Origin of the sequence: Klebsiella pneumoniae (genome assembly GCF_000742135.1) — a bacterium.
GTDB classification, from domain to species: domain Bacteria; phylum Pseudomonadota; class Gammaproteobacteria; order Enterobacterales; family Enterobacteriaceae; genus Klebsiella; species Klebsiella pneumoniae.
This window is the reverse complement of record NZ_KN046818.1, coordinates 1,405,843-1,431,818: the sequence shown is the minus strand read 5'-3', so window position 1 is coordinate 1,431,818 and position 25,976 is coordinate 1,405,843. Positions and strand designations below refer to the sequence as shown.

Genomic DNA, 25,976 nt, shown 5'->3' with positions numbered 1-25,976 from the left:
TTGAACAGCCGCGTAAGATACCCGTTGACGGCGGCGCGGTAAATAAGGGAGTCTGGATATCTCCATTATCCGTGACAGGTGCAGCATGTACTTTTATCAACCTTCGCAGGGCCACGGCCTGCCGCATGACCCGCTGAACGCGATAATCGGGCCTCGCCCGATAGGCTGGATCGCCTCCCAGGACGCCGAGGGCCAGCGTAATCTGGCGCCATACAGCTTTTTTAACTGCTTTAACTATCGGCCGCCAATCATTGGTTTCGCCAGTAGCGGCTGGAAAGACAGCGTGCGAAATATCGTCGAAACAAAGGAGTTCGTCTGGAACCTGGCGACGCGACCGCTGGCCATGGCGATGAATGAAACGTCAGCCTCGATTCCGCACCATGAGGACGAATTCGTGCGCGCCGGCCTCACCGCCGCCGCCAGCCGCCTGGTCAGCGCTCCACGGGTCGCGGAGAGTCCGGTGAACTTTGAGTGCCGTCTGTCGCAGTGTATTCAACTCACCACCGCCGACGGCAACCCTGTCGATACGTGGCTGGTGCTCGGTGAAGTGGTCGCCGTGCATATCGATGAATCACTACTGGACAACGGTATCTATCAAACCGCCCGCGCCCAGCCGATCCTGCGCGCCGGTGGCCCGAGCGCCTATTACGGTATTGATGACAGCCTGCGCTTTGACATGATCCGCCCTGACGCCCGCTAAATAATCTACCGGCCAGAGTAGCGCTCCCCTGCGCCGGTAGCATGCAAAACGCACTGTTTTGCATTAAACATTCCCTGTCGCGCGGTCTGGAAAGACCTACACTTAAGCTATGTCCCATGCGGTTTATGAGGATATGCTGATGAAATTCGTCTCGCTGCTGTTCGCCGCGGCGCTCACCGCTCATGCCACCGCGGCCTCTCCCCTGCCACCGCCACCCGTACTGCCCTATGCCGGGCCGCTCCGCCCTGTCGGCACCGTCTCCGCCTTCGGCGCCAGCACCCTGGACGACCTGGCGGCCGCCCTCGCGGATAAGGCCCACCGTCATGGGGCGATAGTCTGGCGGATCAATGCCGCCAGCAGCGGTAACCGGCTGTACGGTTCAGCTATAATTTATCAATAACCTTTTACAGGAGGCAGACGATGGCATCAGGTTGGGCAGGCGACGGCGCCGTACAGGATCAGATCGACAGCACTATTGACGATGCGGTGGCTCGCGCCCGCCGCGAGCTTCCGCGCGGCGAAAGCAACAAATTTTGTGATGAATGCGGAGAGCCGATTCCGGAGGCCCGTCGACAGGCCATCCCAGGGGTCAGATACTGCGTGAAGTGCCAGCAGGAGAAAGATTTACATAACAATACATTTTCAGGATATAATCGTCGCGGATCCAAGGATAGCCAGCTACGCTGACTTTCCTTTACCGATTATGACAGCCTTTCGCATTATCTTTTCGCGCACATTTTTTGGCGGAAAAAGTCGCAATATGTGCCCTTAAACGCGTCGGTCTTCCTCGCTACGCTTCGTGACGAAAAGAATGAGAAATAATTTATTAATAATCAGTAAATTATTAATCATTCAAAAAATTCGATGAAGACTGTGAATTTCCTTCGATTTTATCTCCCGCAGAAAAGCGTGATACTTATCACATCGACGGAACATCGTCCCCTGAACAGAACAACCTGCGAGAGATTAACTATGAAAAACATCAAATATGCTGCCGCTGCCATCGCTCTGACCGCTCTTTCCTTCGGCGCCTTTGCCGCCGAACCGGTTACCCCCGCTCAGGCTGAAAGCATGAATAAGATCGGCGTGGTGTCTGCGCAAGGCGCAACCACTTTAGATGGTCTGGAAGCAAAACTGGCTGCTAAAGCCGAAGCCGCTGGCGCGACCGGCTACAGCATTACTTCCGCTAACACCAACAACAAACTGAGCGGTACTGCGGTTATCTATAAATAATCGCTGCACCCATCTGTAAGCCACTGAATTAACCCTGAAAAGACCTTTAATACCCTTGCCTTGCCCGTCCGAGCCACCGGACGGGCTTTTTTTTATCCTGCAGATCCGATCACCAACAGTCGTTGACGCGGCTGAGGCCCTGCTCCAGCGAGGTGACTTCCCCGCAGGCCAGCAGACAGCAGGCAAGCTGGATCTTCAACGAGTTGGGCACCGGTTCGACGCCAGCGACGCAGCGTTCAATCCAGCGCGCGGTGACCTCAGGGTCTTTCGAGGTCGGCAGGACCACCGCCTCCGCTGCCATCTCAGTCTGGCGTTCGTACAGCACCCGCACGCCCTGCTCATCAATCAGGCTGATCTGCGGACAGCGCTGCGGGTTGGCGTACACTTCGCCCTCGGTACCATGCATCAGCAGCGCGCGGCCACCGGTCTCGCGAAAGAAGTTCGCCACCCGGGGAACATATTCCGGATGCGACACGCTGGAGAGACGCAATGCCTCCCCTTCGCCAAACGGCGTGGCCAGCTTGGCCAGGGTATGGGCGCTGTTGCGTACGCCCATCCGCCAGCGCATCGCCAGCTGTTTCTCCAGCGGCGGACAGAAGGCCCCCACCGGGATATACACCGGTTCATGGCCCTCCAGCTGCGCCTGAGCCTGTCCGGCGTGCAGGGTGGCCGGAATGTCCAGCAGGGTAAAAATGGTTTCGGTCAGCACCCGGGTGGGATCGTGACTGACGCCGTGAACCACCACCGGAAATCCCAGCTTGTGCAGGAGCATCGCCAGCAGCGGCGTGAGGTTCGCCTGCTTGCGCGCGCCGTTGTAGCTGGGGATAACGATCGGCATCGGCTTGCCGGCCGGCGGGGTCAGGCGCAGCGTATGCTGCTGCATCGCGGCGTAAAAACCTTTCATCTCCGCTTCGCCTTCGCCTTTAATGCGCAGGGCGATTAATATTCCCCCCAGCTCCAGCTCCGGCACCTCGCTGTTCAGCATCCGCGCGTAGAGCGCACGGGCGGTCTCTTCATCGAGATCGCGGGCATGATTCTTACCGCGACCCACCTCTTTTATAATTTTGCTGTACTCCATGGCTCCCCCTGGTGCATCACGCGCCGGCGTCAGCGACGTTTGCGGCCCGTCTGTTTTGCTGTCTGTTTTGCTTTCCGTTTTACTATAACCTCCGGAACGCCCGGCTGCTCTATGGGAAAAACAGGTAACGCGTTCAGTAGACGCGCGCCGTAGTTTTTGGTCAACAGACGCTTATCGTAAATCACCACCTCTCCCCAGCAGTTATGGCTACGGATCAAACGCCCCACCTGCTGAATAAGATTAAAGGAGGCGCTGGGCAAACTCTGTACCTCGAAGGGATAACGATTGAGGCTTTTCAGCCATTCGCCTTCGGTGATCACTACCGGGCTGTCGATGGGCGGAAAAGCGATTTTATGGATATGCACCTGGCTTAGCAGATCGCCTTTTAAATCGAGACCTTCGGCAAAGGACTGCAGACCCACCAGCACGCTGCGCTCGCCGCTTTCCACCCGTTTGCGATGCAGCTCCACCAGCCGGTAGCGCGGCTGGTCGCCCTGCACCAACAGCATCAGGCGCAGATCGGTCACATGCTCGAGGAAGCGGTTCATCGCCCGCCCGCTGGCAAACAGCACCAGCATCCCGAGATGTTTTTTGCTCTCCACCTGCTGGCGAAAATAGGCCGCCATCTCGGCAATGTGCTGCTCTTCGTTATCCATCAGCGGTTCATAACGCATTTGAGGAATAATAATTTTCCCCTGCTCCACGTGGTTGAACGGCGAATCCAGCGCCACGAAGCGGTCCCCCGCTTTCTCCTTCAGACCGCTCATCTCCTGCAGGCGCGAGAAGCTGTTTAGCGAGCGCAGCGTCGCTGACGTCACCACGATATGCGGCACGCTGCGCCACAGCAGCCGTTCAAGCTGATCGCTGACGCGGATCCCGACGCAGTGGAACCAGACGTGGATCTGGCCATCGCGCACCACCCGCGTCGCCCATTTGGTTACCGGCGCGCCTGAGGACTGCGCCAGCGACGCCAGGCGCCACAGCTTGCTTTGGCTTTCAAACATGCCAAGGGCGCGGTTCATCTGCAGCAGCACCCGATGCAGGCGCACCACGTCATGGCTGCCGGTCTTTTCGCTGAGATCGTTCAGGAACAGCTCCGCCAGGCCGCGCAGCAACTCGGTGAGCTTCGCCAGCCGCTGGCAGATCTCCATCACCTCCTGCGGCAGTTCGCCCATCGGGAAGCGATGCTCCGCTTCCTGACCGGCGGGCATATAGAGATTGAGAATATTATTCAACGAGGCAATCAGCTCGAAAAGCTCTTCGCAATGAGCGGTGAGCCGCTCCGGATTGGCCAGCGGCGGCGTGGTTTTCGGACGAAACTGCTCCATGCAGGTGGCCACCAGCTTGCAGAACAGATCCAGCTGCAGGCGAAACCAGGGGGCGGTGATCTCGGCGCTCATCTCCAGCGCGTCGCGGGCGACGTCCGGCAGATGATGGCCTTCATCGAGGACCAGCAGCAGGTTTTTCGGCTCCGGCAGCACCGCTTCGCTCTCCATCGCCGCCATCACCAGCGCATGGTTGGCCACCACCACTTCCGCCTCCTGAATTTCCCGCCGCGCCACAAAGAACGGGCACTCGCGATAGTAGTGGCAGTTGCGGTTCAGGCAGCTGGCCTTATCGGTGCTCAGCCGGCTCCATAGCCCATCGTCGATGGCTTTGTCGGTATGGTCGCGCAGGCCGTCCCAGCGGTAGCTGTCGAGATCCTGCTTCAGGGTCGCGCACAGCTTCTGCTCCGCCTGATTATTCGGGGTGAGATCGTCATCGAGAAAGGCCAGCAGATCCTGCTGCGACGGCTCGGTGCTGGCCAGCGCCGTCAGGTTGCGCGGACAGACGTAGCGCCCACGACCGAAGGCGGCGGTAAAGCGCAGGTCGGGAATGATTTTACGCAGCAGCGGCAGGTCCTTACTGTAGATTTGATCCTGCAGGGCGACGTTGGCGGTGCTGACCACCAGCGTTTTTTGTTCCTCGCGGGCGATGGCGATGCCCGGGATCAGATATGACAGCGTTTTGCCGACGCCGGTCGGCGCTTCGATAGCCAGATGCCTGCCCTCTTCCCCGGCGAGGGTTTTCGCCACATCGGCGATCATCTGCCGCTGCGGGGGACGCGGAATAAAGTCCGGGATCTGTTCCTGAAGCGCCTTATACCAGGCGGCGATTTGCGCTTTCAGCGCAGCGGTCAAAGCCATGAGAAAACCTGAATACTGTATAAACAGCCACTATTGTGCCATTTTTGCCCGCCCGGAGGTATTGCTTTCTGCGGAGTGTGGAAGCCTGCTCGACAAATAGTGTAATGGAAAGAAAAAGGCCCGCCGCCGCGTAGCGGACAGACGGGCCTGAGCCGGGGCGCGTTATCGCGGCCCGGACATCAGCGTGTTATTCGCCAGCCGGTTTACGCGGGCGACGGCGGCGCGGCGGTTTGCCGTCCTGAGTGCGCGCTTTCGGCGCCTCGCCGTCCTGACGGCGTGGGGCATTATTCTGGCTGCGCGGCTGTCCGCTGCGTCCCTGACCCTGGCCGCCGCGTCCCTGACCTTGCCCGCGACCGCCGCCGCGCTGCTGGCGACCGTTCTGGATAGGTTCGGCTTTAATGGACGGATCCGGCTCATAGCCGGCAATCGCGATGCGCGGGATCTCTTTTTTCAGCAGGCGCTCGATATCGCGCAGCAGCTTATGCTCATCCACGCACACCAATGATAAGGCTTCGCCGGTGGCCGCCGCGCGACCGGTACGGCCGATACGGTGGACGTAATCTTCCGGTACGTTCGGCAGCTCGTAGTTCACCACGTGCGGCAGCTCTTCGATATCCAGACCGCGGGCGGCGATATCGGTCGCCACCAGCACGCGAATGCCGCCGGATTTAAAGTCGGCCAGCGCGCGGGTACGCGCTCCCTGGCTCTTGTTGCCATGGATCGCCGCGCTGCGGATGCCGTCTTTGTTGAGCTGTTCCGCGAGGTGGTTGGCGCCATGCTTGGTACGGGTAAACACCAGCACCTGCTGCCAGTTGCCTTCGCCGATAAGCTGCGACAGCAGTTCACGCTTGCGGTTCTTGTCAACAAAATGGACGTGCTGGGTGATCTGCTCGGACGCGGTGTTACGACGCGCCACTTCCACTTCCAGCGGGTTGTGCAGCAGTTTCTCGGCCAGGCCCTTGATCTCGTCGGAGAAGGTCGCCGAGAACAGCAGGTTCTGTCGACGCGCCGGCAGTTTGGCCAGTACGCGACGGATGTCATGGATAAAGCCCATATCCAGCATACGGTCCGCTTCGTCCAGCACGAGGATTTCAACTTTATCAAGACTGACGGCGTTCTGATGTTCGAGGTCCAGCAGACGGCCCGGGGTGGCGACGAGGATGTCGACGCCGCCGCGCAGCTTCATCATCTGCGGGTTGATGCTCACGCCGCCGAAGACCACCAGCGAGCGAATATTCAGGTATTTACTGTAATCGCGGACGTTCTCGCCCACCTGCGCCGCCAGCTCACGGGTCGGGGTCAGGATCAGCGCGCGCACCGGACGACGGCCCTTTGCGTGCGGCTCATTCTGGATCAGGCGCTGCAGCAGCGGCAGGGTAAAGCCCGCCGTTTTACCGGTGCCGGTCTGGGCGCTAGCCATCAGGTCACGGCCCTGCAGTACCGCCGGGATCGCCTGCTGCTGGATAGGGGTCGGCTCAACGTAGCCCTGCTCAGCGACAGCGCGCAGGATATCGGGATTCAGGCCAAGGGAATCAAAAGACATAACAACTCCGAACCGCCCCGGCCCGGTGAAGGGCGTAGTTTTCAGGGAGATTATTGCGATAAGAGATGGCAAAAACCACAATGCCATGAAGGGGCGCAGTCTAGCAGATTTTGTGACAGGCCGCATAAAATCTGCAAAAGAATGCCGCGCCTGGCTGGCGGGCATGAGAAGGTCGCTGAGCGCGCTCAGCGGCCAGTGGGTCATAGCAATGGGGTTAACGCAGACGATACTTAATTTTTTCGACAATCTTCGCGGTGGAGATGCCGTAGCGATCGTGGAGGGTCGGCAGGGCGCCGGCTAACAGGAACGCGTCGGGCAGCCCCACGCTATCCAGCTCACAGCGTACGCCCTTACGCATCAGCAGCGCGGCCACCGCTTCCCCCAGGCCGCCGACCGCGGTGTGGTTCTCCGCAGTTACCACCAGGCGGCCCGGCTTCGACGCCTGTTCAATAATCGCTTTCTCATCCAGCGGTTTGATGGTCGGCACGTGCAGGACCGCCACGCCGATATTATCGGCCCGCAGCTTTTCAGCCGCCTCCAGCGCGCGCATAGTCATCAGCCCGGAGGAGATAATCAGCACATCGTTGCCGTCCTCCAGCAGCTTCGCCTTACCCAGTTCGAACTGATAGTCATATTTATCCAGCACCAGCGGCACCTTACCGCGCAGCAGACGCATATACACCGGCCCCTGGTGATCGGCAATGGCCGGTACCGCCTGCTCTATCTCCAGCGCATCGCAAGGATCGACGATAACCATCCCGGGGATACCGCGCATGATCGCCAGATCTTCGGTGGCCTGATGGCTGGGGCCATAGCCGGTCGTCAGGCCCGGCAGCGCCGCGCAGATCTTCACGTTCAGATGCTCTTCGGCGATGACCTGGTGAATAAAATCATAGGCGCGACGGGTTGCAAAGGCGGCATAGGTGGTGGCGAAAGGAATAAATCCCTCCTTCGCCATCCCCCCTGCCGCCGCCATCAGCAGCTGTTCGGCCATGCCCATCTGGAAAAAGCGATCCGGGAAGGCCTGGGCGAAAATATGCAGGTCGGTATATTTTGACAGGTCCGCGGTCATGCCGACGATTTCCGGGCGCTGCGCCGCCAGTTTTGACAGCGCGACGCCGAAGGGCGCAGGGACGGTCGCCTGGCCTTCATCAGCAATCGAGGCGATCATCGCCGACGTTTTTAAACGGGGTTGACTCTGGCTCATTACAGCACTCCTTCCGGTTTGTTAGCGTCCAGCACCGCGATCGCTTTTTGCCATTCGTCGGCATCGACGCGAATAAAATGGTTTTTATCGCGGGTTTCGAGGAACGGCACCCCTTTGCCCATCAGCGTGTCGCATAAAATGACCCGCGGCTGATTGCCGGAATAACTTTTCGCGTTGTCAAAGGCGGCCATCACCGCCGGCAGATCGTTACCGTCCACGCGCTGTACGTACCAGCCGAAGGCGGCCCATTTATCCTGCAGCGGCTCAAAGCCGAGGATTTTGCGTGAATCGCCGTCAGCCTGCTGTTTGTTGACATCGACAAGGTTAATCAGGTTGCTCAGGCCATAGTGAGCCGCCGACATCGCCGCCTCCCAGGTCGACCCTTCGTCCAGCTCCCCATCGGACATGGAGTTGTAGACCCAGGCCTTGCTCTGTTTCTGCCGCAGCCCAAGCGCCATGCCGACGGCAATGGACAGCCCCTGCCCCAGCGAGCCGCCGGACATCTCCATCCCCGGGGTGTAGGTCGCCATGCCGGACATCGGCAGGCGGCTGTCGTCGGAGCCGTAGGTTTCCAGTTCGGCTTCCGGGATAATGCCCGCCTCCAGCAGCGCGGCATAATAAGCGATAGCGTAATGGCCATGAGAGAGCAGGAAGCGATCGCGCCCCTCCCACTCGGGATCTTCCGGGCGATAGGTCATGGCATGGCTGAAGGCGGTGGCGAGCACATCGGCATAGCCCAGCGCCTGGCCGATATAGCCCTGCCCCTGCACTTCCCCCATTTGCAGGGCGTAACGGCGAATACGCCACGCCGCCGCGGCGACTTTTTGTGATTCGGTCATCTTCATCTGTTTGCCTCGCTTAGTGAATTAACATGCCGCCGTTAACGTCCAGGGTGATGCCGGTGGAGTAGGAGGAAAGATCGCTGCCGAGGAACAGTGCGGCGCGCGCGATGTCTATCGCGTCGCCAAGGCGGTTCATCGGAATGCCGGCAAGAATGTTGGCCGTCATGTCATCAGTCAGCTTGCCGGCGGTAATATCGGTCTGAATCAGCCCCGGGGTGATGCAGTTAACGCGGACGTTATCCGGGCCAAGCTCGCGCGCCATCGCCCGCGCCAGACCCAGCACCCCGGCTTTTGCCGCGCTGTAGTGCGGTCCGCCGAAAATACCGCCGCCGCGCTGGGCGGAGACGGACGAGATGCAGACGATGCTGCCGGATTTTTGCGCCCGCATGGTGGGGATAACCGCCTGCGACATCAGCAGCGTGCCGCGCAGGCTAACATCAAGCACCGCGTCATAGTTGGCGCGCTTGATATCCATCAGCTTCAGCGGCTGGGTAATCCCGGCGTTATTGACCAGTACATCAACCCGACCGTATTTCGCCAGAATTTGTTCGATGGCCGCCTGCACCTGCACTTCATCAGCGACGTTGGCCGCCAGGCCGAGATGGCCTTCGCCTAATGCCGCCGCGGCGGTTTTACTGGCTTCGCCATTGAGGTCGATAATGACCACTTTCGCGCCGTTTTCGGCGAATAATTTCGCAGTCGCGAAGCCCAAACCGCGTGCGGAGGCCGCGCCAGTAATAATGGCGACTTTATCTTTTAATAACATAGTTTCACTCCATGACATTACGTCATATTAATTAACAGGATATATTTCCGTTATTGTGGTTCATCGAGGAAAAGAATCACCACCAAACCAATGGCGGCGCAGATACCAAAATAGGTAAATACAGAATTAAAACTCCCGGTTTTATCAAGCAAGAAACCAGCCGCCATCGGCGCGACAAATCCACCGAGGTTGCCGCCGCTATTAATTATGGAAGAGGCGATTGGATAGGTTTTGCTATCCGAAACGGCCATACCGTACGCGGTAAAGGCTGGCCAGCCGATATTTAAACAAAAGCCGACAAAGAATAATCCAATACAAACTGCCAGGGTGCTGGCCGGGATATTCAGCATAATTAGCATCATGACCACCGTTGACACCGCAGTGAACATCATGGTGGGTTTACGCCGGCGGCCTAATAGCTTATCCGAAACCCATCCGCCGCCGATCGCGCCAATAAAGCCGCCGATGCACGGCATACTGGCCACGAAGCCCATACTCATTACATCGAAACCGCGCTCTTTGACTAAATACAGGGGGATCCAGGTTAATAATCCGTACAGCACGCTAACCATCATAAAATACGCCAGGCAGTCACCGAGAATATTTTTTGAGGTGAATAAGCCTTTCGCCGTATCAATTGGCGCCATTTTCTTTACCCGAATGATTTTATCCAGCCAGGTGAATCTTTCGGCAATTAAGATATTTTCGCGTACGCTATTATTATGACTTTCACGCCCGGCATTAATCTCTGCCAGTTCGCTTTGGGAAACAAATCCGCTCTCAGCAGGCTTGGATTTGACCAGCAGATACCACGCGATGGCCGCCACAATTCCGGGTATAGCAAAAGAGAAAAAGACCCACCGCCACCCCCAGGTCACCGCAATCCACACCGCCAGCGGCGGCACAATAATCGGCGCAAACATGGTCGCCGCGATGTAAACGCCGGTTGCCGTGGCTTTCTCTTTTGGTGGAAACCAGTTATTTATGGTGGAAGCCAGCCCCACCGGGCAAGGCCCTTCGCTCAGCCCCAGTCCCAGCCGCACCAGCTTCAGGCCAAACACGGAGCTCACCGTGCCCATCAGCCAGGTAAAGGCGGAGAAGCCGAAAATGGAGAGCGATACCAGCCCCCGGGTACCGCGTTTGGCGATGAAAAAGCCGGCCGGGATCTGGCTTACCGCATAGCCGAGGAAAAACATACTGGCGATGGCCCCGGCTTCAAAATTATTGATATGAAACTCATCAATGATGAAAGGCAGTACCGCGCCAATATTCGTTCGGTCGGCGTAATTGATGGCATACACCAGAAAAATCATCGTCAAAACCACGAAACGATATTTCGTTTTCCTGGCGTCAGTACAGACCAGCGTATCTATACGTGACATAGGATTTCCTCGTTTTATACCTCATCCACTTCGCTGTAAGCTGCCGCTTCGGATCACCGCGTTTTACTATCCATACAGGAGCAAGAGATAAATGCTTTTCGCCAGCGAAACAGGTGGTTAGGTGTTTTATAATTGCGATGCAAGCACATCGCAGTTTGTTATCAGGCCTGTGAGAGGAATATAACAACCCCAAAATGAAACGGTATTCAAAAAACCTCAATTATGATTGAGAAAAATTGAGTTAGTGACTTCCCGCAAATTTTTAGCGTTTTCTGACCTGCGCGCTTTTAACAAGATAAATTGTTAAGCCCATCACAAATTAACGTTGTTTTTTCGCTTTTCCCTATGCTGTACATCCCGGCTGCGCCACGCTGTTCGCTATTTTCTTTTATTCGCGCCCCGCGCAGGATGCCGCCATGAGCCAACCGCTACCCAATAAAAATCTGCCGATGCCCTCTTTACGCAATATCCAGGCTTTTATTGAAGTCGCCGCTACCGGCAGCCTTAATCTGGCCGCAGAGAATCTCAATATTACCGCCTCGGCGGTCAGCCATCAGATAGCCAGCCTGGAGCACTTTCTGGGGAAAAAACTGTTCTCCCGCAGCAGCAAAGGCGTCACGTTAACGGCGGTGGGAGAAAAATATCTCAAAGAGGTCTCCGGGGCGCTGAATATGATTGGCCAGGCCACCAGCCAGGTGATCAACGATATCCATCAGGATTATTTACGCATTCATTCGGCGCCGAGCTTCGGCCTGCTATGGCTGATGCCCCGTCTGGATAAATTCCGCCAGGCGTGGCCGGCGTTAAAAATCAGCCTGACCTGTTCATACGAAAGCATCCAGTTCTCCCGGGATAATATTGATATCGATATTCGTCACGGGCTGTCACAGTGGCCGACGCTGCTGGTCAGAACCATTAAAAATGAGCGCGTCCTGCCCTACAGCGCAGCGTCTTATTTAGCCTGCCATCCTGTGCAGGCTGTGGAAGATCTGCTGGCCTGCGATCTGATCCACTCCGACAGCACCTTGATTAACTGGAGCAACTGGCTGTCGTGGCACAAGGTCCGCGGCTGGCATAAAAACTTCATTTTTAATTTCGACCGGTCATATATGAGCATCGAGGCGGCCAGAATGGGGATGGGCGTGATCCTCGAGAGCAATCTGCTGGCCGGCGGACACGTGCGCCAGGGACAGCTGACGCCGGTATTTGCCGACGAGCGGAGCATGCCGGTCGGCGCGCACCACTTCGTCCTCCCCCACGCTAATGAACAGAAGGAGAAGGTCCAGCGCTTCTTCGCCTGGGTCGCCGGAGAGCTGAAAGAGGAAGGGTTCCATATTTGATCCCGGCTGGTGGACAAACCGCCAGTCGGCGCCTAAAGTTAATCAATCGATTGATTAATTTTTACCGAGCGCGATGACCAGTAAAGGCGAACAGGCAAAAAATCAGCTTATCGCGGCCGCTATCGCCCAGTTTGGCGAGTACGGCCAGCACGCCACCACCCGCGATATCGCCGCCCAGGCCGGGCAGAATATCGCCGCTATCACCTATTATTTTGGCTCGAAAGACGATCTGTATCTTGCCTGCGCCCAGTGGATCGCCGATTTTATCGGCGACAATTTTCGCCCGCAGGCCGAAGCGGCGGAGCACCTGCTTGCCGGGGAAGCGCCGGATCGCCAGGCGATCCGCGACCTCATCCTTAGCGCCTGCCACAACATGATCCTGCTGCTCACCCAGGACGATACGGTTAACCTAAGCAAATTCATTTCCCGTGAGCAGCTGGCGCCGACCGCCGCCTACCATCTGATCCACCAGCAGGTGATTGCCCCCCTGCACCATTATCTCACCCGGCTGATTGCCGCCTGGACCGGCTGCGAAGCCAGTGATACGCAAATGATCCTCCATACCCACGCCCTGCTGGGCGAGGTGCTCGCTTTCCGTCTCGGGCGTGAAACTATCCTGCTGCGCACCGGCTGGACGCAGTTTGACGCGCAAAAAACGGAACAGATTTTCGAAGTCATTACCTGTCATATCGATTTCATCCTGCATGGGTTATCGCAAAGGAGTTTGGGCTGATGAAAAAACCCGTCGTCGTCATTCTGCTGATCGTAATTCTTCTCGCCGCGCTGGGCGGCGGCTGGTGGTGGTACCAGAGCAGCCGGCAGCAGCCGCTGACCCTGTATGGCAATGTCGATATCCGCACCGTCAACATGAGCTTCCGCGTTGGCGGTAGGCTGGCCTCGCTGACCGTCGACGAAGGCGACAGCATCCGCGCCGGGCAAACTCTCGGCGAGCTTGACCGCGCGCCGTATGAAAATGCCCTGCTGCAGGCCCAGGCCAATGTCTCCACCGCCCAGGCGCAGTATGACCTGATGATGGCCGGCTACCGCGCGGAAGAGATTGCCCAGGCCGCGGCGGCGGTGAAACAGGCGCAGGCCGCTTACGACTATGCGCAAAACTTTTATCAGCGCCAGCTCGGGCTGCGCGCCAGCAGCGCCATTTCCGCCAACGATCTGGAGAATGCCCGCTCCTCGCGCGATCAGGCGCAGGCAACGCTCAAATCGGCGCAGGATAAGCTGCGTCAGTATCGCGCCGGTAACCGCCCGCAGGAGATTGCCCAGGCCAAAGCCAGTCTGGAACAGGCGCAGGCGGCGCTGGCCCAGGCCAAACTGGACCTGCACGATACCGTGCTCACCGCCCCTTCTGACGGTACGCTGATGACCCGCGCCGTCGAGCCCGGCACTATGCTCAACGCCGGCGGTACCGTACTGACCCTGTCGTTAACGCATCCGGTGTGGGTCTGCGCCTATGTTGACGAGAAAAACCTCGGCCAGGCGCAGCCGGGACAAGAAGTGCTGCTCTATACCGACAGCCGGCCGGATAAGCCCTATCACGGCAAAATCGGTTTTGTCTCGCCGAGCGCTGAATTCACGCCGAAGACCGTCGAGACCCCGGATCTGCGCACCGATCTGGTCTACCGTCTGCGCATTGTGGTGACTGATGCCGACGGCGCGCTGCGCCAGGGAATGCCGGTGACCATCTCCTTTAGCCACGGGAACGGACATGAGTGAGACCATCATCGCCTTAAACGGCCTGAGCCGCCGTTTTCCCGGTATGGACAGGCCAGCGGTAGCGCCGCTCACCTGTACGATCCGCGCCGGCTACGTCACCGGGCTGGTGGGGCCCGACGGCGCGGGGAAAACCACCCTGATGCGAATGCTCGCCGGATTGCTCAAGCCTGATGAGGGTCGCGCCAGCGTGATAGGCTTCGACCCGCTAAAAGACGACAGCGCCCTGCACGCGGTGCTCGGCTATATGCCACAGAAGTTCGGCCTGTATGAAGATCTGACGGTGATAGAAAACCTGACCCTGTACGCCGACCTGCGCAGCGTCACCGGCGAGGCGCGGAAGAAAATTTTCGACCGCCTGCTGGAGTTCACCTCCCTTGGTCCATTCACCGAACGGCTGGCAGGCAAGCTTTCCGGCGGGATGAAGCAAAAGCTGGGCCTCGCCTGTACCCTGGTGGGCGATCCGAAAGTACTGCTGCTCGATGAGCCCGGCGTCGGCGTCGACCCTATCTCGCGCCGCGAGCTATGGCAGATGGTGCACGAGCTGGCCGGCGACGGCATGCTGATCCTGTGGAGCACCTCCTATCTCGATGAAGCCGAGCAGTGTCGCGATGTGCTGCTGATGAACGAAGGCAAACTGCTCTACCAGGGCGAGCCGACGGCGCTGACGCAAACCATGGCCGGGCGCAGCTTTCTGGTTTCCAGCCCGCAGGAAAACAACCGCCGCCTGCTGCAGCGGGCGCTGAAGCTGCCGCAGGTTAGCGACGGGGTGATCCAGGGCAAATCGGTGCGTCTGATCCTGAAAAAGGACGCGCGCATTGAGGAAGTCCAGCAGCATGGCGACATGCCGCCGCTGCAGGTGGCCGACACCGCACCGCGCTTTGAAGATGCGTTTATCGACCTGCTCGGCGGCGCCGGGACCGCTGAATCGCCGTTGGGGGCGATTATCCATCGCGTTGACGGCAGCAAAGAGGAAACGGTCATTGAAGCCCAGTCGTTAACGAAAAAGTTTGGTGATTTCGCCGCTACCGACCATGTCGATTTCCAGGTTAAGCGCGGTGAAATTTTCGGCCTGCTCGGCCCCAACGGCGCCGGGAAATCCACCACCTTCAAAATGATGTGCGGCCTGCTGGTGCCCACCTCCGGCAAAGCGCTGGTGCTGGGAATGGATCTCAAGGTCAGCTCTGGCAAGGCGCGCCAGCATCTGGGCTATATGGCGCAAAAATTTTCGCTGTACGGCAACCTCAGCGTCGAGCAAAACCTGCGCTTTTTCTCCGGCGTCTATGGCCTGCGCGGCCGGGCGCAAAATGAAAAAATCGCCCGGATGAGCGATGCCTTTGGCCTGAAAAGTATCGCCCGCCACGCCGCCGACGAGCTGCCGCTCGGCTACAAGCAGCGGCTGGCGCTGGCCTGCTCCCTGATGCATGAACCCGATATTCTGTTTCTCGATGAACCCACCTCCGGCGTCGATCCCCTTACCCGCCGCGAGTTCTGGCTACATATTAATAGCATGGTTGATAAAGGCGTGACGGTAATGGTCACCACCCACTTCATGGATGAGGCGGAATACTGCGACCGCATCGGGCTGGTCTATCACGGCAAACTTATCGCCAGCGGGACCCCGGACGCGCTGAAGGCCCAGGCGGCGGACGACAGCCAGACGGACCCAACCATGGAGCAGGCGTTTATTACCCTGATTAACCGCTGGGACAAGGAGAATAGCCATGGGCAATAGCATTCTCTCCTGGCGGCGGGTCCGCGCCCTGTGCGTCAAAGAGACCCGGCAGATTGTGCGCGATCCCAGCAGTTGGCTGATCGCGGTGGTGATCCCCCTGCTGCTGCTGTTTATCTTCGGCTACGGCATTAACCTCGACTCCAGCAGGCTGCGGGTCGGGGTATTGCTTGAGCAGCAGAGCGAAGAGGCGCTGGATTTCGTCCATACCATGACCGGCTCGCCCTATATCGACGCCACCGTCAGCGACAGCCGCAGGCAGCTGATTGAGATGATGCAGGCCGGGCGCATCCGCGCCATGGTGGTCATTCCGGTGGATTTCGACCGCCAGATGGCCCGCCCCGGCGCCGACGCACCGCTGCAGCTCATCACCGACGGCAGCGAGCCCAATACCGCCAACTTCGCTCAGGGCTATGTGGAAGGTATTTGGCAAATCTGGCAGCAGCAGCGGGCGGAAGACCGCGGCGAAACCTTTGAACCGCTGATCGACGTGCAGATGCGCTACTGGTTTAACCCGGCGGCTATTAGCCAGCACTTTATTATCCCCGGGGCGATCACCATCATCATGACCGTGGTCGGCGCCATACTGACCTCGCTGGTGGTGGCCCGCGAATGGGAGCGCGGCACCATGGAGGCGCTGCTGTCGACGGAGATCACCCGCGCCGAACTGCTGCTGTGCAAGCTCATTCCCTACTATTTCCTCGGCATGCTGGCGATGCTGTTGTGTATGCTGGTGTCGGTATTTATTCTCGGCGTGCCCTATCGCGGCTCGCTGCCGATCCTGTTTGTCATTACCAGTCTGTTTTTGCTCAGCACCCTGGGGATGGGGCTGCTGATCTCAACCATTACCCGCAACCAGTTTAACGCCGCGCAGGTGGCGCTGAACGCCGCCTTTTTACCGTCGATTATGCTGTCCGGGTTTATTTTCCAGATAGACAGTATGCCGGCGGTGATCCGCGCGGTGACCTATGTGATCCCGGCGCGCTATTTCGTTAGTACTCTGCAAAGCCTGTTTCTGGCGGGCAATATTCCGGTGGTGCTGCTGGTCAACGTGCTGTTTTTGATTGCGTCGGCGGTGATGTTTATCGGTCTGACGTGGCTGAAAACCAAACGGCGTCTGGATTAGGTTTTGTCCGGTGGCGCTGCGCCGACCGGGCCTACGGTTTAACCAACATCGATTATACGGTTCGCCGATCCCGTAGGCCGGGCAAACGCAGTGCCGCCCGGCGTGGTTGAATGGGCCAAAGGAGCTATTATGTTTCACCGTTTATGGACATTAATCCGCAAAGAGCTGCAGTCGCTGCTGCGCGAGCCGCAGACGCGGGCGATTTTAATCATGCCGGTGCTGATTCAGGTGCTGCTTTTTCCCTTTGCCGCGACGCTGGAGGTGACCAACGCCACCATCGCTATCTACAACGAGGACAGCGGTCGCCACGCGGTGGAACTCACTCAGCGCTTTGCCCGCGCCAAAGCCTTTACCCACGTCCTGCTGCTGCAAAGCCCGCAGGCGATCCAGCCGACCATCGATGAACAAAAAGCTCTGCTGGTGGTGCGCTTCCCGGCCGATTTCTCGCGCAATCTGGATAACTATCAAACCGCCCCGCTGCAGCTTCTGCTCGACGGACGCAACTCCAACAGCGCGCAAATCGCCGCCAACTATCTGCAACAGATTGTGAAAAACTATCAGCAGGAGCTGCTGGAGGGTAAAGCGAAGCCGAACAACAGCGAGCTGGTGGTGCGCAACTGGTACAACCCGAATCTCGACTATAAATGGTTCGTGGTGCCGTCGCTTATCGCCATGATCACTACCATCGGGGTGATGATCGTCACCTCGCTGTCGGTGGCTCGCGAGCGCGAGCAGGGCACCCTTGACCAGCTGCTGGTCTCCCCCCTCGCCACCTGGCAAATTTTCGTCGGCAAGGCGGTGCCGGCGCTGATCGTCGCCACCCTGCAGGCAACTATCGTGCTGGCGATTGGTATCTGGGCCTATCAGATCCCGTTTGCCGGCTCGCTGCTGCTGTTCTATTTCACCATGGTGATTTACGGTCTATCGCTGGTGGGCTTTGGCTTATTGATTTCGTCGCTGTGCGCCACCCAGCAGCAGGCGTTTATCGGCGTGTTCGTCTTTATGATGCCGGCTATTCTCCTGTCGGGGTACGTCTCACCAGTGGAAAACATGCCGCAGTGGCTGCAGGATCTGACCTGGATAAATCCCATCCGCCACTTTACCGATATCACCAAGCAAATTTATCTGAAGGATGCGAGTCTGGAGATTGTGTGGGGAAGTTTGTGGCCGCTACTGGTCATAGCGGCCACCACCGGCTCAGCGGCGTATGCGATGTTCCGAAGGAAGATTGCGTAATACCCGTCATCGTTCAAACTACAACGGCGTTGGCTTTCCTTACTCACCCCAGTCGCATAGTTATCTATGCTTCTGGGGATTCGCTGCGTTGCCGCCTTGTTGTAGCCCGAACGCTTTAGGGTAACGGCTCTTATCTTTCGCCAGCAGCGAGACCACCGCCGGGCCTGCCAGTATCACCAGCCCGGCGAGGGCCAGCAGCAGGTTGTTGTGCAGCACGCGCGACAGCAGCCACAGCGCTATCATGGCCGCGCCGAAGTACCAGGTCGTGGTGAGCTCCTCAAGGAAGTCTCCCACATCGCGCCAGCGCGCCTCATGGTGACGCTGTAAAAACAGCATCGCCAGCAGCGTGACGCTGTAGAGGACGCACAGTCCCAATCCGACGCGCACCAGCGCGCCGCTCATCCAACCCATCACCAGTACTGCCACGACCAGTAGATGCAACATAATCTGCCAGCAACTAAGACCCGTTGCGACGCGTACACGTTGTTGCCACTTCATGGCTTCTCTCCTGAAGGATTTTTCTCTGCTACTCAGAGTACCGCACTTTACGGAAAATTCCGTAACACCGCATCTTTTTGTGACGTCTACTACACTATTTTATTCAGGAAAGTGACATTTACTGGAGAATTATGGCTGAGCCAACGGCGGGATTTTCGTTGAACGTGCTGACAATTAACACCCATAAAGGCTTTACGGCGTTTAATCGGCGTTTTATTTTGCCCGAACTGCGCGACGCCGTGCGCAGCGTTAGCGCGGATATTGTTTGCCTGCAGGAGGTGATGGGCGCTCATGAGGTACATCCGCTGCACATCGAAAACTGGCCGGATACGACCCATTATGAATTTCTCGCCGACACCATGTGGAGCGACTACGCCTACGGGCGCAATGCGGTTTATCCGGAAGGCCACCACGGCAACGCCGTGCTGTCGCGCTTTCCCATTGAATACTACGAAAATCGCGATATCTCGGTCGGCAACGGGGAGAAGCGCGGCCTGCTGTACTGCCGCATCGTGCCGCCGCGGAGCGGGATAACTATTCACGTGATTTGCGTCCATCTCGGTCTACGCGCCGACCAACGGCAGGCGCAGTTGACCATGCTGGCGGAGTGGGTCAATACCCTGCCCGCGGGCGAGCCGGTGGTGGTGGCTGGCGATTTTAACGACTGGCGTCAGCAGGCTAACCAGCCGTTAAAAGCCCAGGCCGGTCTGGAAGAGATCTTTACCCGCGCCCGCGGACGGCCGGCGCGCACCTTTCCGGTCAGTTTTCCGCTGCTGCGCCTCGACCGCATTTACGTCAAGAACGCCCACGCCAGTCGCCCGAAGGCGCTGGCCCTTAAACAATGGCGGCATCTGTCCGATCATGCACCCCTTAGCGTGGAGATACATTTGTGAAATGTCGTTGGCAGGAAGGCAACCGCATTACGCTACTGGAGAATGGCGACCAGTACTATCCGGCGCTGTTTGCGGCCATCGGTCGCGCCAGCCGGCGGGTGATCCTCGAATCCTTTATCTGGTTTGAAGATGAGGTAGGCCGGCGGCTGCACGCGGTCCTGCTCGAGGCTGCCCGCCGCGGCATCCAGGTGGAGGTGCTCCTCGACGGCTATGGTTCCCCGGATCTCAGCGATGAATTTGTCGGCGAGCTCACCGCCGCTGGCGTGATTTTCCGCTACTACGATCCGCGTCCTAAGCTGATGGGGATGCGCACCAATCTGTTCCGTCGCATGCACCGTAAAATCGTGGTAATCGACGACACCACCGCCTTTGTCGGCGGTATTAACTACTCCGCCGAACATATGAGCGACTACGGTCCGGAGGCGAAGCAGGATTATGCGGTGCAGGTCGAAGGGCCGGTGGTGCTCGACATCCTGCAGTTCGAGCTGGAAAACCTGCCCAACAGCGAAACCGCCCGCCGCTGGTGGCGACGTCGTCGCCACCAGCCGGAGATTAACCAGACCCCCGGCGAAGCGCAGGCGCTGTTCGTCTGGCGCGACAACCAGGATCACCGCGACGATATTGAACGCCACTATCTGAAGATGCTGACCAGCGCCCGCCGGGAAGTGATTATCGCTAACGCCTATTTTTTCCCCGGCTACCGCCTGCTGCATGCGATGCGCAATGCCGCGCGGCGCGGAGTACGGGTTAAGCTGATCGTGCAGGGCGAACCGGATATTCCCATTGTGAAGTTTGGCGCCCACCTGCTCTATCACTATCTCGTTAAGGGCGGGGTGCAGATTTACGAATATCGCCGTCGCCCGCTGCATGGCAAGGTCGCTCTGGCAGACGACCACTGGGCCACCGTTGGGTCAAGCAACCTGGATCCGCTCAGCCTGTCGCTGAATCTGGAAGCCAATCTGATCATCCACGATCGGGTGTTTAACCAGACGCTGCGCGATAATCTCAACGGGCTTATCGCCCGGGATTGCCAGCGGATCGATAAAACGATGCTGCCGAAACGCAACTGGTGGCGGCTGGGCGTCAGCGTGATGGCTTTCCACTTTCTGCGCCACTTCCCGGCATGGGTCGGCTGGTTACCGGCTCATACCCCGCGGCTGGCCAGAGTCAGCCCGCCGGTCCAGCCGGAAATTGAAACTCAGGACCGCGTCGAGTCTCCAGCCAGGGATAATCCACTATGAGCAAATCACATCCCCGCTGGCGGATGGCGAAAAGAGTGCTGACCGTGCTCTTTTTTATCGCCGTCATCGTCCTGTTGGTGATCTACGCGCAAAAAGTCGACTGGCAGGACGTGTGGAAGGTGATCCGCGGCTACGATCGGCTGGCCTTGTTTAGCGCCATTGCGCTGGTTATCGTCAGCTACCTCATTTACGGCTGCTACGATCTGCTCGGTCGGGCCTATTGCGGGCACAAGCTGGCGAAACGCCAGGTCATGCTGGTGTCGTTTATCTGCTACGCCTTCAACCTGACACTCAGCACCTGGGTCGGCGGGATTGGTATGCGCTACCGGCTGTACTCGCGGCTGGGGCTGAACGGCAGCACCATCACCCGTATTTTTTCCTTAAGCATTACCACCAACTGGTTGGGCTATATTCTGCTGGGCGGGGTGATATTCACGGCAGATCTGGTGAAGCTGCCGCCGCACTGGTACATCAGCCAGACCACTCTGCGTATTATCGGCGGGGTGATGCTGATCCTTACGCTTTGCTATCTGTTCGGCTGCGCGTTCGCCAAACGCCGTCACCTGACGATTAAAGGCCAGCGGCTGGTGCTGCCCTCCTGGCGCTTCGCGCTGCTGCAGATGGGGCTCTCGGCGGCGAACTGGATGGCGATGGGGGCGATAATCTGGCTGCTGTTGGGCAGCGAGATTAACTATTTTCTGGTATTAGGGGTGCTGCTGGTGAGCAGTATCGCCGGGGTGATTATCCATATTCCGGCTGGGATCGGCGTGCTGGAGGCGGTGTTTATCGCCATGCTCTCCGGGGAAGATATTTCGAAGGGCGCGATCATTGCCGCCCTGCTCGCCTGGCGCGCGCTCTATTATTTCCTGCCATTGCTGCTGGCGACGGTGGCCTATCTGCTGCTGGAGAGCCGGGCGAAAAAGCTACGGCAAAAGAACCAGCGCAAGCTGGCCCGCGAATGAAACGGCCAGGCCGCGCTGCGCTTGCACGGGCCTACGGAGTGTAAGCCTGTGAGAGGATCCTGTAGGCCGGGTAAGGCGCAGCCGCCACCCGGCAAAATCAAGGGTACCGTGCCTGATATCTCGCCCGGCGGCGCTGCGCTTGCGCGGGCCTACGGAGTGTGAGTCTGTGAGAGGATCCTGTAGGCCGGGTAAGGCGCAGCCGCCACCCGGCAATACCACGGGTACCGTGCCTGATATCTCGCCCGGCGGCGCTACGCTTGCGCGGGCCTACGGAGTGTGAGCCTGTGAGAGGAGCCTGTAGGCCGGGTAAGGCGCAGCCGCCACCCGGCAGCACCACGGGTACCGTGCCTGATGCCATCGCCCGGCGGCGCTACGCTTGCGCGGGCCTACGGAGTGTGAGCCTGTGAGAGGATCCTGTAGGCCGGGTAAGGCGCAGCCGCCACCCGGCAACATCACGGGTATCGTGCCTGATATCTCGCCCGGCGGCGCTGCGCTTGCCGGGCGTTCGGAGATGCAACCCCGTGATATAAAGAGGTTAGCGGCGGTTGCCCATAATACGCAGCAGCATCAGGAACAGGTTGATGAAGTCCAGATACAGCGTTAAGGCGCCGAGGATCGAGTATTTACGCAGCGTGGCGCTGTCGCGGGTATCAATCTGCTCGCCGATGTTTTTCAGCTTCTGGGTGTCATACGCCGTCAGACCGACAAACAGCACCACCCCAATATAGGTCACGGCCCACATCAGCGCCTCGCTCTTCAGCCACAGGTTGACCAGCGACGCCAGCAAGATGCCAATCAGCCCCATAAACAGCATGCTGCCGAAGCCGCTCAGATCGCGCTTCGTGGTGTAACCATACAGGCTCATCGCCCCAAACATCCCGCCGGTGACCACAAAGGTGCTGGCGATCGATGAATAGGTATAGGCGATAAAAATGCTCGATAGCGTCAGTCCGGTCAGCGCCGAATAGAGCATAAACAGCGTGGTGGCCATCCCGGCGCTCAGCCGTTGCACCATTCCCGACAGCACAAACACCAGCGCCAGCTGGGCAATAATCAGCCCGAAGAAAGTGATTTTGCTCGAAAAGACGAACATCATCACCGCCGGAGTATTCGCTGCAAACCACGCGATAAACGCCGTCAGCAGCAGGCCGACCGTCATCCAGCCGTACACCTGCGCCATGTAAGTCTGCAGGCCGGTACGGCCCTGCACTATTGAATCGGAACGCGGATATCTGTCCATGACTCTCTCCTGATAAACAAAGTTTCACCCTGTAAGCGTATCACACTACCAGCGCTCTGCCGCCTGGCGATCGCTGTCGCGGGCGTCAACCCAGCGTTCGCCATCCGGCGTCGCTTCACGCTTCCAGAACGGCGCGCGGGTTTTCAGGTAATCCATAATAAACTCGCCGGCGGCGAAGGCGCTGCCGCGGTGAGCGCTGGTGACGCCGACAAACACAATCTCTTCCCCCGGCCACATTTCGCCGATGCGATGGATAACCGTCACCCGGCCCAGCGGCCAGCGCTCGCGCGCCAGCTCGACAATTTCCGCCAGCGATTTTTCAGTCATCCCCGGATAGTGCTCGAGGGTCAGCGCCTTCACGCTGTCGCCGAGGTTGTGGTTACGCACTTTACCGGTGAAGGTGACCACCGCGCCGTCTTCATCGCGTTCCGCCAGCCAGGGATATTCCTCACTGACGCTAAAGCGCGCCGGGCTGACCACGATACGGGTTTGCGTCATGTCAGCCCCCCGTTACCGGTGGGAAGAAGGCCACTTCGTCGCCGCTGGCCACTGGATGTTCGAAAGAGGTTAGCGTCTGGTTAACCGCCGCCAGCAGCTTGCCCTCCTCCAGGGCCAGCGCCCAGCGATCGCCGCGGGCGGCAAGCTGCTGACGAACCGCTTCGACAGTCGCCAGTTCGCTGGTATCAAGGGTCAGCGAATCGGTACCGACCAGCTCGCGCACCTGGGCAAAAAACAGAACCTTAATCATGGCATTCACCCACCTTAAAATCGCCGGACTTGCCGCCGCTTTTCGCCAGCAGGCGCACTGGGCCAATCACCATATCCTTCTGCACCGCTTTGCACATATCGTAAATGGTCAGCGCGGCAACCGAGGCGGCGGTCAATGCTTCCATCTCAACGCCGGTTTTACCGGTGAGTCGGCAGAGCGATTCAATGCGCACCCGGTTATGTTCCGGCTGCGCCTGCAGATTGACTTCCACTTTGCTGAGCATCAGCGGATGACACAGCGGGATCAGCTCCCAGGTGCGTTTGGCCGCCTGGATCCCGGCGATACGCGCGGTGGCAAACACGTCGCCTTTATGGTGGCTGCCGTCGATAATCATCGCCAGGGTCGTCGCCTGCATTTCGACATAAGCCTCGGCGCGCGCTTCGCGCACCGTTTCCGCTTTGCCGGAGACATCGACCATATGGGCTTCGCCCGCGGCGTTAATATGGGTCAGTTGTGACATAGATTATTTCTTCAGGTGAGGAATGAAGTTACAGGGACGGGTGCGGGCATCAAGCTGCGGGGCAATGATGTTGTCCCACGCCGTGCGGCAGGCTTTGGTCGAGCCCGGCATGGCAAAAATCAGCGTGCGGTTGGCGACGCCGGCCACGGCCCGGGACTGCAGCGTCGAGGTGCCGATCTCTTCGAACGACAGCATGCGGAACACTTCGCCAAAGCCTTCGACCTCACGATCAAACAGCGGCAGCAGCGCTTCCGGCGCCTGATCGCCGTCGGTAAAACCGGTGCCGCCGGTGATCAGCACCACCTGCACGTTATCGCTGGCTATCCACGCCGATACCTGAGCGCGGATGGCGTAGCGATTCTCTTTGACGATCGCCTTCTCGACGACTTGGTGCCCCGCCTCCTGCGCCGCCTCGCGCAGCCAGTGACCGGAAGTGTCGTCCTCTTCGCCGCGACGGCTGGAAACGGTAAGAATAGCAATACGGGTCGGGATAAACTCAGCGCTAGCCTGGCTCATCTGAATGCTCCTTTCGAAAAAGATTAACCGCCAATATAGGACAGGTTCTGCGTAATACCGGTGTTGCCCTGATGCAGGAAATGGGTCTGCTTTTTATGGGTTAAGGCTTCGGCGATCCGCGCCTCCAGCGCAGCCTGCTGCTGGTCTTCGGCCATCAGGTCGCGCAGGTCGACGCCGCCTTCGCCAAACAGGCACAGGTGCAGTTTGCCAACGGACGAGACGCGCAGCCGATTGCAGGTGGCGCAGAAGTCTTTTTCATACGGCATGATGAGGCCGATCTCGCCGGCGTAGTCCGGGTGACAAAAGACCTGCGCCGGGCCATCGCTGCGCTGGCGGATCTGATGGATCCAGCCGCGGCGCAGCAGTTCATCGCGCAGCACCATGCCGGAGAGATGGTGACGGCGGAACAGGTCGCTGCCTTCACCGGTTTCCATCAGCTCAATAAAGCGCAGCTGGATACGGCGGGGTTGGATCCACGCGAGGAAGGTATCGAGCTGGTGATGGTTAACATCACGCATCAGCACGGTATTCACCTTTACCTTGTCAAAGCCGGCGGCGAAGGCGGCGTCAATGCCGTCCATCACCTGGTGGAACTTATCCTGGCCGGTGATGGCATGGAACTGGCGGGCGTCGAGGCTATCAACGCTGACGTTAATCGCCGTCAGGCCGGCATCGCGCCAGCGTTCGACATCGCGCGCCAGGCGGTAACCGTTGGTAGTGACCGCAATCTGACGGATCGCCGGGTTTTCACGCACGGCGGCAATAATCTCGGTGAAGTCGCGGCGCAGGGAGGGTTCCCCACCGGTGAGGCGAACTTTTTCGGTGCCCAGCGCGGAGAAAGCGCGCGTAACCCGGCGTACTTCGTCTACGCTGAGAAAGCCATTGTTATTGACGGCGCCGGGTTTGTAACCGTTCGGCAGGCAGTAGGTGCAACGGAAGTTGCACACATCGGTAATCGACAGACGCAGGTAATAAAACTTACGCGCGAATGCATCGGTAAGCTGTGAGGCCATATACACCTTTCCAAATACGGGAGACGCGGTCATTTCTTTCCACGCCCTGGCGACAACCGGCGGCGTCGCGGCCAAATCGCCATATCTTTTGACACAGGCGAAGAGGCTAGAGTGTTAACAGGTTATGTCGATAGTAGCGCGTTACAGGCAGTTTCGCCATTGGCGATTTCGCTATATAATTTTATACATATCGCTATCTTCGTGCATTTTCGCTACAGAATAGCCATAAATCATTTTTTTGCCTTGATGTCGGTCAGTTTGTCGGGCTCCTCCCATCGTCTTTTAGGG

General features: G+C 58.7%; 28 protein-coding genes and 1 riboswitch. Of the genes, 13 read left to right on the top strand and 15 right to left on the bottom strand.

Translation table 11 applies throughout. From position 1 onward, the window contains the following. Positions 1-85: 85 nt before the first annotated feature. The 4 genes from DR88_RS18305 (at position 86) to ybiJ (ending at position 1,933) form a co-directional block, all read left to right on the top strand. A complete protein-coding gene (locus DR88_RS18305; protein ID WP_002895828.1) occupies positions 86-700 on the top strand; it encodes a flavin reductase family protein in 615 nt (204 codons plus the stop codon). A gap of 139 nt (positions 701-839) precedes the next feature. Continuing rightward, positions 840-1,100, top strand: coding sequence for a YdgH/BhsA/McbA-like domain containing protein (locus DR88_RS18310; RefSeq protein WP_025860887.1), 261 nt, complete (start codon positions 840-842; stop codon positions 1,098-1,100). Between the two features lie 20 nt (positions 1,101-1,120). Further along, positions 1,121-1,387, top strand: a complete 267-nt coding sequence (locus tag DR88_RS18315; protein ID WP_002895824.1) for a DksA/TraR family C4-type zinc finger protein — start codon at positions 1,121-1,123, stop codon at positions 1,385-1,387. A gap of 285 nt (positions 1,388-1,672) precedes the next feature. Then, positions 1,673-1,933, top strand: a complete 261-nt coding sequence (gene ybiJ / locus DR88_RS18320; protein WP_004176772.1) for a DUF1471 family protein YbiJ — start codon at positions 1,673-1,675, stop codon at positions 1,931-1,933. 109 nt (positions 1,934-2,042) lie between these two features. Here ybiJ and ybiB read toward each other — a convergent pair whose 3' ends face one another. From ybiB to DR88_RS30470, 8 genes are all read right to left on the bottom strand, one after another. Continuing rightward, positions 2,043-3,011: a DNA-binding protein YbiB gene (gene ybiB, locus DR88_RS18325; RefSeq protein ID WP_004147694.1), complete on the bottom strand. Its 969-nt coding sequence runs from the start codon at positions 3,009-3,011 to the stop codon at positions 2,043-2,045. A 29-nt stretch (positions 3,012-3,040) separates the two neighbouring features. Further along, positions 3,041-5,197 (bottom strand): ATP-dependent DNA helicase DinG, encoded by a 2,157-nt coding sequence (gene dinG, locus DR88_RS18330; protein ID WP_004147693.1) that lies wholly within the window; start codon positions 5,195-5,197, stop codon positions 3,041-3,043. 187 nt (positions 5,198-5,384) lie between these two features. Continuing rightward, positions 5,385-6,740 carry an ATP-dependent RNA helicase RhlE gene (gene rhlE / locus DR88_RS18335; protein WP_004151702.1) on the bottom strand — a complete coding sequence of 452 codons (1,356 nt, stop codon included), beginning with the start codon at positions 6,738-6,740 and terminating at the stop codon, positions 5,385-5,387. Positions 6,741-6,954: 214 nt separating this feature from the next. Continuing rightward, positions 6,955-7,947, bottom strand: coding sequence for a transketolase family protein (locus DR88_RS18340; protein WP_002895757.1), 993 nt, complete (start codon positions 7,945-7,947; stop codon positions 6,955-6,957). Further along, positions 7,947-8,792: a transketolase gene (locus DR88_RS18345; RefSeq protein WP_002895753.1), complete on the bottom strand. Its 846-nt coding sequence runs from the start codon at positions 8,790-8,792 to the stop codon at positions 7,947-7,949. The genes DR88_RS18340 and DR88_RS18345 overlap by 1 nt, the downstream gene beginning before the upstream one ends. Before the next feature lie 13 nt (positions 8,793-8,805). Next, entirely contained in the window at positions 8,806-9,555 is a 750-nt protein-coding gene (locus tag DR88_RS18350) for an SDR family NAD(P)-dependent oxidoreductase (RefSeq protein WP_002895750.1), read from the bottom strand. A gap of 50 nt (positions 9,556-9,605) precedes the next feature. Continuing rightward, complete coding sequence (locus DR88_RS18355; RefSeq protein WP_002895749.1) at positions 9,606-10,937, bottom strand: MFS transporter; 1,332 nt, start codon at positions 10,935-10,937, stop codon at positions 9,606-9,608. Positions 10,938-11,224: 287 nt separating this feature from the next. Beyond that, positions 11,225-11,362: a hypothetical protein gene (locus tag DR88_RS30470; protein ID WP_004142057.1), complete on the bottom strand. Its 138-nt coding sequence runs from the start codon at positions 11,360-11,362 to the stop codon at positions 11,225-11,227. Between DR88_RS30470 and DR88_RS18360 the strand changes: the two genes are divergently transcribed. The 6 genes from DR88_RS18360 (at position 11,354) to DR88_RS18385 (ending at position 18,096) form a co-directional block, all read left to right on the top strand. Beyond that, positions 11,354-12,277: a LysR substrate-binding domain-containing protein gene (locus DR88_RS18360; RefSeq protein ID WP_004147689.1), complete on the top strand. Its 924-nt coding sequence runs from the start codon at positions 11,354-11,356 to the stop codon at positions 12,275-12,277. The two genes, DR88_RS30470 and DR88_RS18360, sit on opposite strands and share 9 nt — an antisense overlap. A 73-nt stretch (positions 12,278-12,350) precedes the next feature. Continuing rightward, positions 12,351-13,010, top strand: a complete 660-nt coding sequence (gene cecR, locus DR88_RS18365) for a transcriptional regulator CecR (RefSeq protein ID WP_002895746.1) — start codon at positions 12,351-12,353, stop codon at positions 13,008-13,010. Beyond that, on the top strand, positions 13,010-14,005 hold the full coding sequence (hlyD, locus tag DR88_RS18370) for a secretion protein HlyD (protein WP_004147688.1): 996 nt from the start codon (positions 13,010-13,012) through the stop codon (positions 14,003-14,005). Before cecR ends, hlyD begins: the two co-directional genes overlap by 1 nt. After that, positions 13,998-15,737 carry an ATP-binding cassette domain-containing protein gene (locus tag DR88_RS18375; protein WP_004147687.1) on the top strand — a complete coding sequence of 580 codons (1,740 nt, stop codon included), beginning with the start codon at positions 13,998-14,000 and terminating at the stop codon, positions 15,735-15,737. Before hlyD ends, DR88_RS18375 begins: the two co-directional genes overlap by 8 nt. Then, positions 15,727-16,860: an ABC transporter permease gene (locus tag DR88_RS18380; protein WP_002895739.1), complete on the top strand. Its 1,134-nt coding sequence runs from the start codon at positions 15,727-15,729 to the stop codon at positions 16,858-16,860. The genes DR88_RS18375 and DR88_RS18380 overlap by 11 nt, the downstream gene beginning before the upstream one ends. Positions 16,861-16,989: 129 nt before the next feature. Continuing rightward, the gene (locus DR88_RS18385; protein ID WP_004142068.1) at positions 16,990-18,096 is read left to right on the top strand and encodes an ABC transporter permease; all 1,107 of its coding nucleotides are present in this window, start codon (positions 16,990-16,992) and stop codon (positions 18,094-18,096) included. Positions 18,097-18,156: 60 nt separating this feature from the next. Here DR88_RS18385 and DR88_RS18390 read toward each other — a convergent pair whose 3' ends face one another. Continuing rightward, on the bottom strand, positions 18,157-18,594 hold the full coding sequence (locus DR88_RS18390) for a YbhQ family protein (RefSeq protein ID WP_004176793.1): 438 nt from the start codon (positions 18,592-18,594) through the stop codon (positions 18,157-18,159). 131 nt (positions 18,595-18,725) lie between these two features. On the opposite strand from DR88_RS18390, the gene DR88_RS18395 reads away from it, so the two are divergent. Genes DR88_RS18395 through DR88_RS18405 form a run of 3 tightly spaced genes read left to right on the top strand, consistent with a single transcriptional unit; the run spans position 18,726 to position 21,690 of the window. Then, positions 18,726-19,487 carry an endonuclease/exonuclease/phosphatase family protein gene (locus DR88_RS18395; RefSeq protein ID WP_004179098.1) on the top strand — a complete coding sequence of 254 codons (762 nt, stop codon included), beginning with the start codon at positions 18,726-18,728 and terminating at the stop codon, positions 19,485-19,487. After that, the gene (clsB, locus tag DR88_RS18400) at positions 19,484-20,728 is read left to right on the top strand and encodes a cardiolipin synthase ClsB (RefSeq protein ID WP_002895730.1); all 1,245 of its coding nucleotides are present in this window, start codon (positions 19,484-19,486) and stop codon (positions 20,726-20,728) included. The genes DR88_RS18395 and clsB overlap by 4 nt, the downstream gene beginning before the upstream one ends. Then, positions 20,725-21,690 carry a lysylphosphatidylglycerol synthase domain-containing protein gene (locus DR88_RS18405; protein ID WP_002895728.1) on the top strand — a complete coding sequence of 322 codons (966 nt, stop codon included), beginning with the start codon at positions 20,725-20,727 and terminating at the stop codon, positions 21,688-21,690. The genes clsB and DR88_RS18405 overlap by 4 nt, the downstream gene beginning before the upstream one ends. A gap of 535 nt (positions 21,691-22,225) precedes the next feature. On the opposite strand, the gene DR88_RS18410 is transcribed toward DR88_RS18405, so the two are convergent. The 6 genes from DR88_RS18410 to moaA all read right to left on the bottom strand — a co-directional run bounded on the left by DR88_RS18410 (position 22,226) and on the right by moaA (position 25,688). Beyond that, a complete protein-coding gene (locus tag DR88_RS18410; RefSeq protein ID WP_025862165.1) occupies positions 22,226-22,930 on the bottom strand; it encodes a Bax inhibitor-1/YccA family protein in 705 nt (234 codons plus the stop codon). A 45-nt stretch (positions 22,931-22,975) separates the two neighbouring features. Then, positions 22,976-23,428, bottom strand: coding sequence for a molybdopterin synthase catalytic subunit MoaE (gene moaE, locus DR88_RS18415; RefSeq protein ID WP_002895674.1), 453 nt, complete (start codon positions 23,426-23,428; stop codon positions 22,976-22,978). 1 nt (position 23,429) lies between these two features. Continuing rightward, on the bottom strand, positions 23,430-23,678 hold the full coding sequence (gene moaD, locus DR88_RS18420) for a molybdopterin synthase sulfur carrier subunit (protein ID WP_025862164.1): 249 nt from the start codon (positions 23,676-23,678) through the stop codon (positions 23,430-23,432). Beyond that, positions 23,671-24,159: a cyclic pyranopterin monophosphate synthase MoaC gene (moaC, locus tag DR88_RS18425; protein ID WP_002895670.1), complete on the bottom strand. Its 489-nt coding sequence runs from the start codon at positions 24,157-24,159 to the stop codon at positions 23,671-23,673. Before moaC ends, moaD begins: the two co-directional genes overlap by 8 nt. 3 nt (positions 24,160-24,162) lie before the next feature. Further along, on the bottom strand, positions 24,163-24,675 hold the full coding sequence (gene moaB, locus DR88_RS18430; protein WP_002895668.1) for a molybdenum cofactor biosynthesis protein B: 513 nt from the start codon (positions 24,673-24,675) through the stop codon (positions 24,163-24,165). 23 nt (positions 24,676-24,698) lie between these two features. Next, positions 24,699-25,688 carry a GTP 3',8-cyclase MoaA gene (gene moaA / locus DR88_RS18435; protein ID WP_002895665.1) on the bottom strand — a complete coding sequence of 330 codons (990 nt, stop codon included), beginning with the start codon at positions 25,686-25,688 and terminating at the stop codon, positions 24,699-24,701. Beyond that, positions 25,676-25,814: riboswitch (molybdenum cofactor riboswitch) on the bottom strand. It overlaps the preceding gene by 13 nt. Positions 25,815-25,976: the final 162 nt, after the last annotated feature.

What these genes read in the sequence shown, in the direction of transcription:
- DR88_RS18305 (WP_002895828.1), top strand. Translation starts at nt 86, where the DNA reads ATGTACTTTTATCAACCTTCGCAGGGCCACGGCCTGCCGCATGACCCG.
- DR88_RS18310 (WP_025860887.1), top strand. Translation starts at nt 840, where the DNA reads ATGAAATTCGTCTCGCTGCTGTTCGCCGCGGCGCTCACCGCTCATGCC.
- DR88_RS18315 (WP_002895824.1), top strand. Translation starts at nt 1,121, where the DNA reads ATGGCATCAGGTTGGGCAGGCGACGGCGCCGTACAGGATCAGATCGAC.
- ybiJ (WP_004176772.1), top strand. Translation starts at nt 1,673, where the DNA reads ATGAAAAACATCAAATATGCTGCCGCTGCCATCGCTCTGACCGCTCTT.
- ybiB (WP_004147694.1), bottom strand. Translation starts at nt 3,011, where the DNA reads ATGGAGTACAGCAAAATTATAAAAGAGGTGGGTCGCGGTAAGAATCAT.
- dinG (WP_004147693.1), bottom strand. Translation starts at nt 5,197, where the DNA reads ATGGCTTTGACCGCTGCGCTGAAAGCGCAAATCGCCGCCTGGTATAAG.
- rhlE (WP_004151702.1), bottom strand. Translation starts at nt 6,740, where the DNA reads ATGTCTTTTGATTCCCTTGGCCTGAATCCCGATATCCTGCGCGCTGTC.
- DR88_RS18340 (WP_002895757.1), bottom strand. Translation starts at nt 7,947, where the DNA reads ATGAGCCAGAGTCAACCCCGTTTAAAAACGTCGGCGATGATCGCCTCG.
- DR88_RS18345 (WP_002895753.1), bottom strand. Translation starts at nt 8,792, where the DNA reads ATGAAGATGACCGAATCACAAAAAGTCGCCGCGGCGGCGTGGCGTATT.
- DR88_RS18350 (WP_002895750.1), bottom strand. Translation starts at nt 9,555, where the DNA reads ATGTTATTAAAAGATAAAGTCGCCATTATTACTGGCGCGGCCTCCGCA.
- DR88_RS18355 (WP_002895749.1), bottom strand. Translation starts at nt 10,937, where the DNA reads ATGTCACGTATAGATACGCTGGTCTGTACTGACGCCAGGAAAACGAAA.
- DR88_RS18360 (WP_004147689.1), top strand. Translation starts at nt 11,354, where the DNA reads ATGAGCCAACCGCTACCCAATAAAAATCTGCCGATGCCCTCTTTACGC.
- cecR (WP_002895746.1), top strand. Translation starts at nt 12,351, where the DNA reads ATGACCAGTAAAGGCGAACAGGCAAAAAATCAGCTTATCGCGGCCGCT.
- hlyD (WP_004147688.1), top strand. Translation starts at nt 13,010, where the DNA reads ATGAAAAAACCCGTCGTCGTCATTCTGCTGATCGTAATTCTTCTCGCC.
- DR88_RS18375 (WP_004147687.1), top strand. Translation starts at nt 13,998, where the DNA reads ATGAGTGAGACCATCATCGCCTTAAACGGCCTGAGCCGCCGTTTTCCC.
- DR88_RS18380 (WP_002895739.1), top strand. Translation starts at nt 15,727, where the DNA reads ATGGGCAATAGCATTCTCTCCTGGCGGCGGGTCCGCGCCCTGTGCGTC.
- DR88_RS18385 (WP_004142068.1), top strand. Translation starts at nt 16,990, where the DNA reads ATGTTTCACCGTTTATGGACATTAATCCGCAAAGAGCTGCAGTCGCTG.
- DR88_RS18390 (WP_004176793.1), bottom strand. Translation starts at nt 18,594, where the DNA reads ATGAAGTGGCAACAACGTGTACGCGTCGCAACGGGTCTTAGTTGCTGG.
- DR88_RS18395 (WP_004179098.1), top strand. Translation starts at nt 18,726, where the DNA reads ATGGCTGAGCCAACGGCGGGATTTTCGTTGAACGTGCTGACAATTAAC.
- DR88_RS18405 (WP_002895728.1), top strand. Translation starts at nt 20,725, where the DNA reads ATGAGCAAATCACATCCCCGCTGGCGGATGGCGAAAAGAGTGCTGACC.
- DR88_RS18410 (WP_025862165.1), bottom strand. Translation starts at nt 22,930, where the DNA reads ATGGACAGATATCCGCGTTCCGATTCAATAGTGCAGGGCCGTACCGGC.
- moaE (WP_002895674.1), bottom strand. Translation starts at nt 23,428, where the DNA reads ATGACGCAAACCCGTATCGTGGTCAGCCCGGCGCGCTTTAGCGTCAGT.
- moaD (WP_025862164.1), bottom strand. Translation starts at nt 23,678, where the DNA reads ATGATTAAGGTTCTGTTTTTTGCCCAGGTGCGCGAGCTGGTCGGTACC.
- moaC (WP_002895670.1), bottom strand. Translation starts at nt 24,159, where the DNA reads ATGTCACAACTGACCCATATTAACGCCGCGGGCGAAGCCCATATGGTC.
- moaB (WP_002895668.1), bottom strand. Translation starts at nt 24,675, where the DNA reads ATGAGCCAGGCTAGCGCTGAGTTTATCCCGACCCGTATTGCTATTCTT.
- moaA (WP_002895665.1), bottom strand. Translation starts at nt 25,688, where the DNA reads ATGGCCTCACAGCTTACCGATGCATTCGCGCGTAAGTTTTATTACCTG.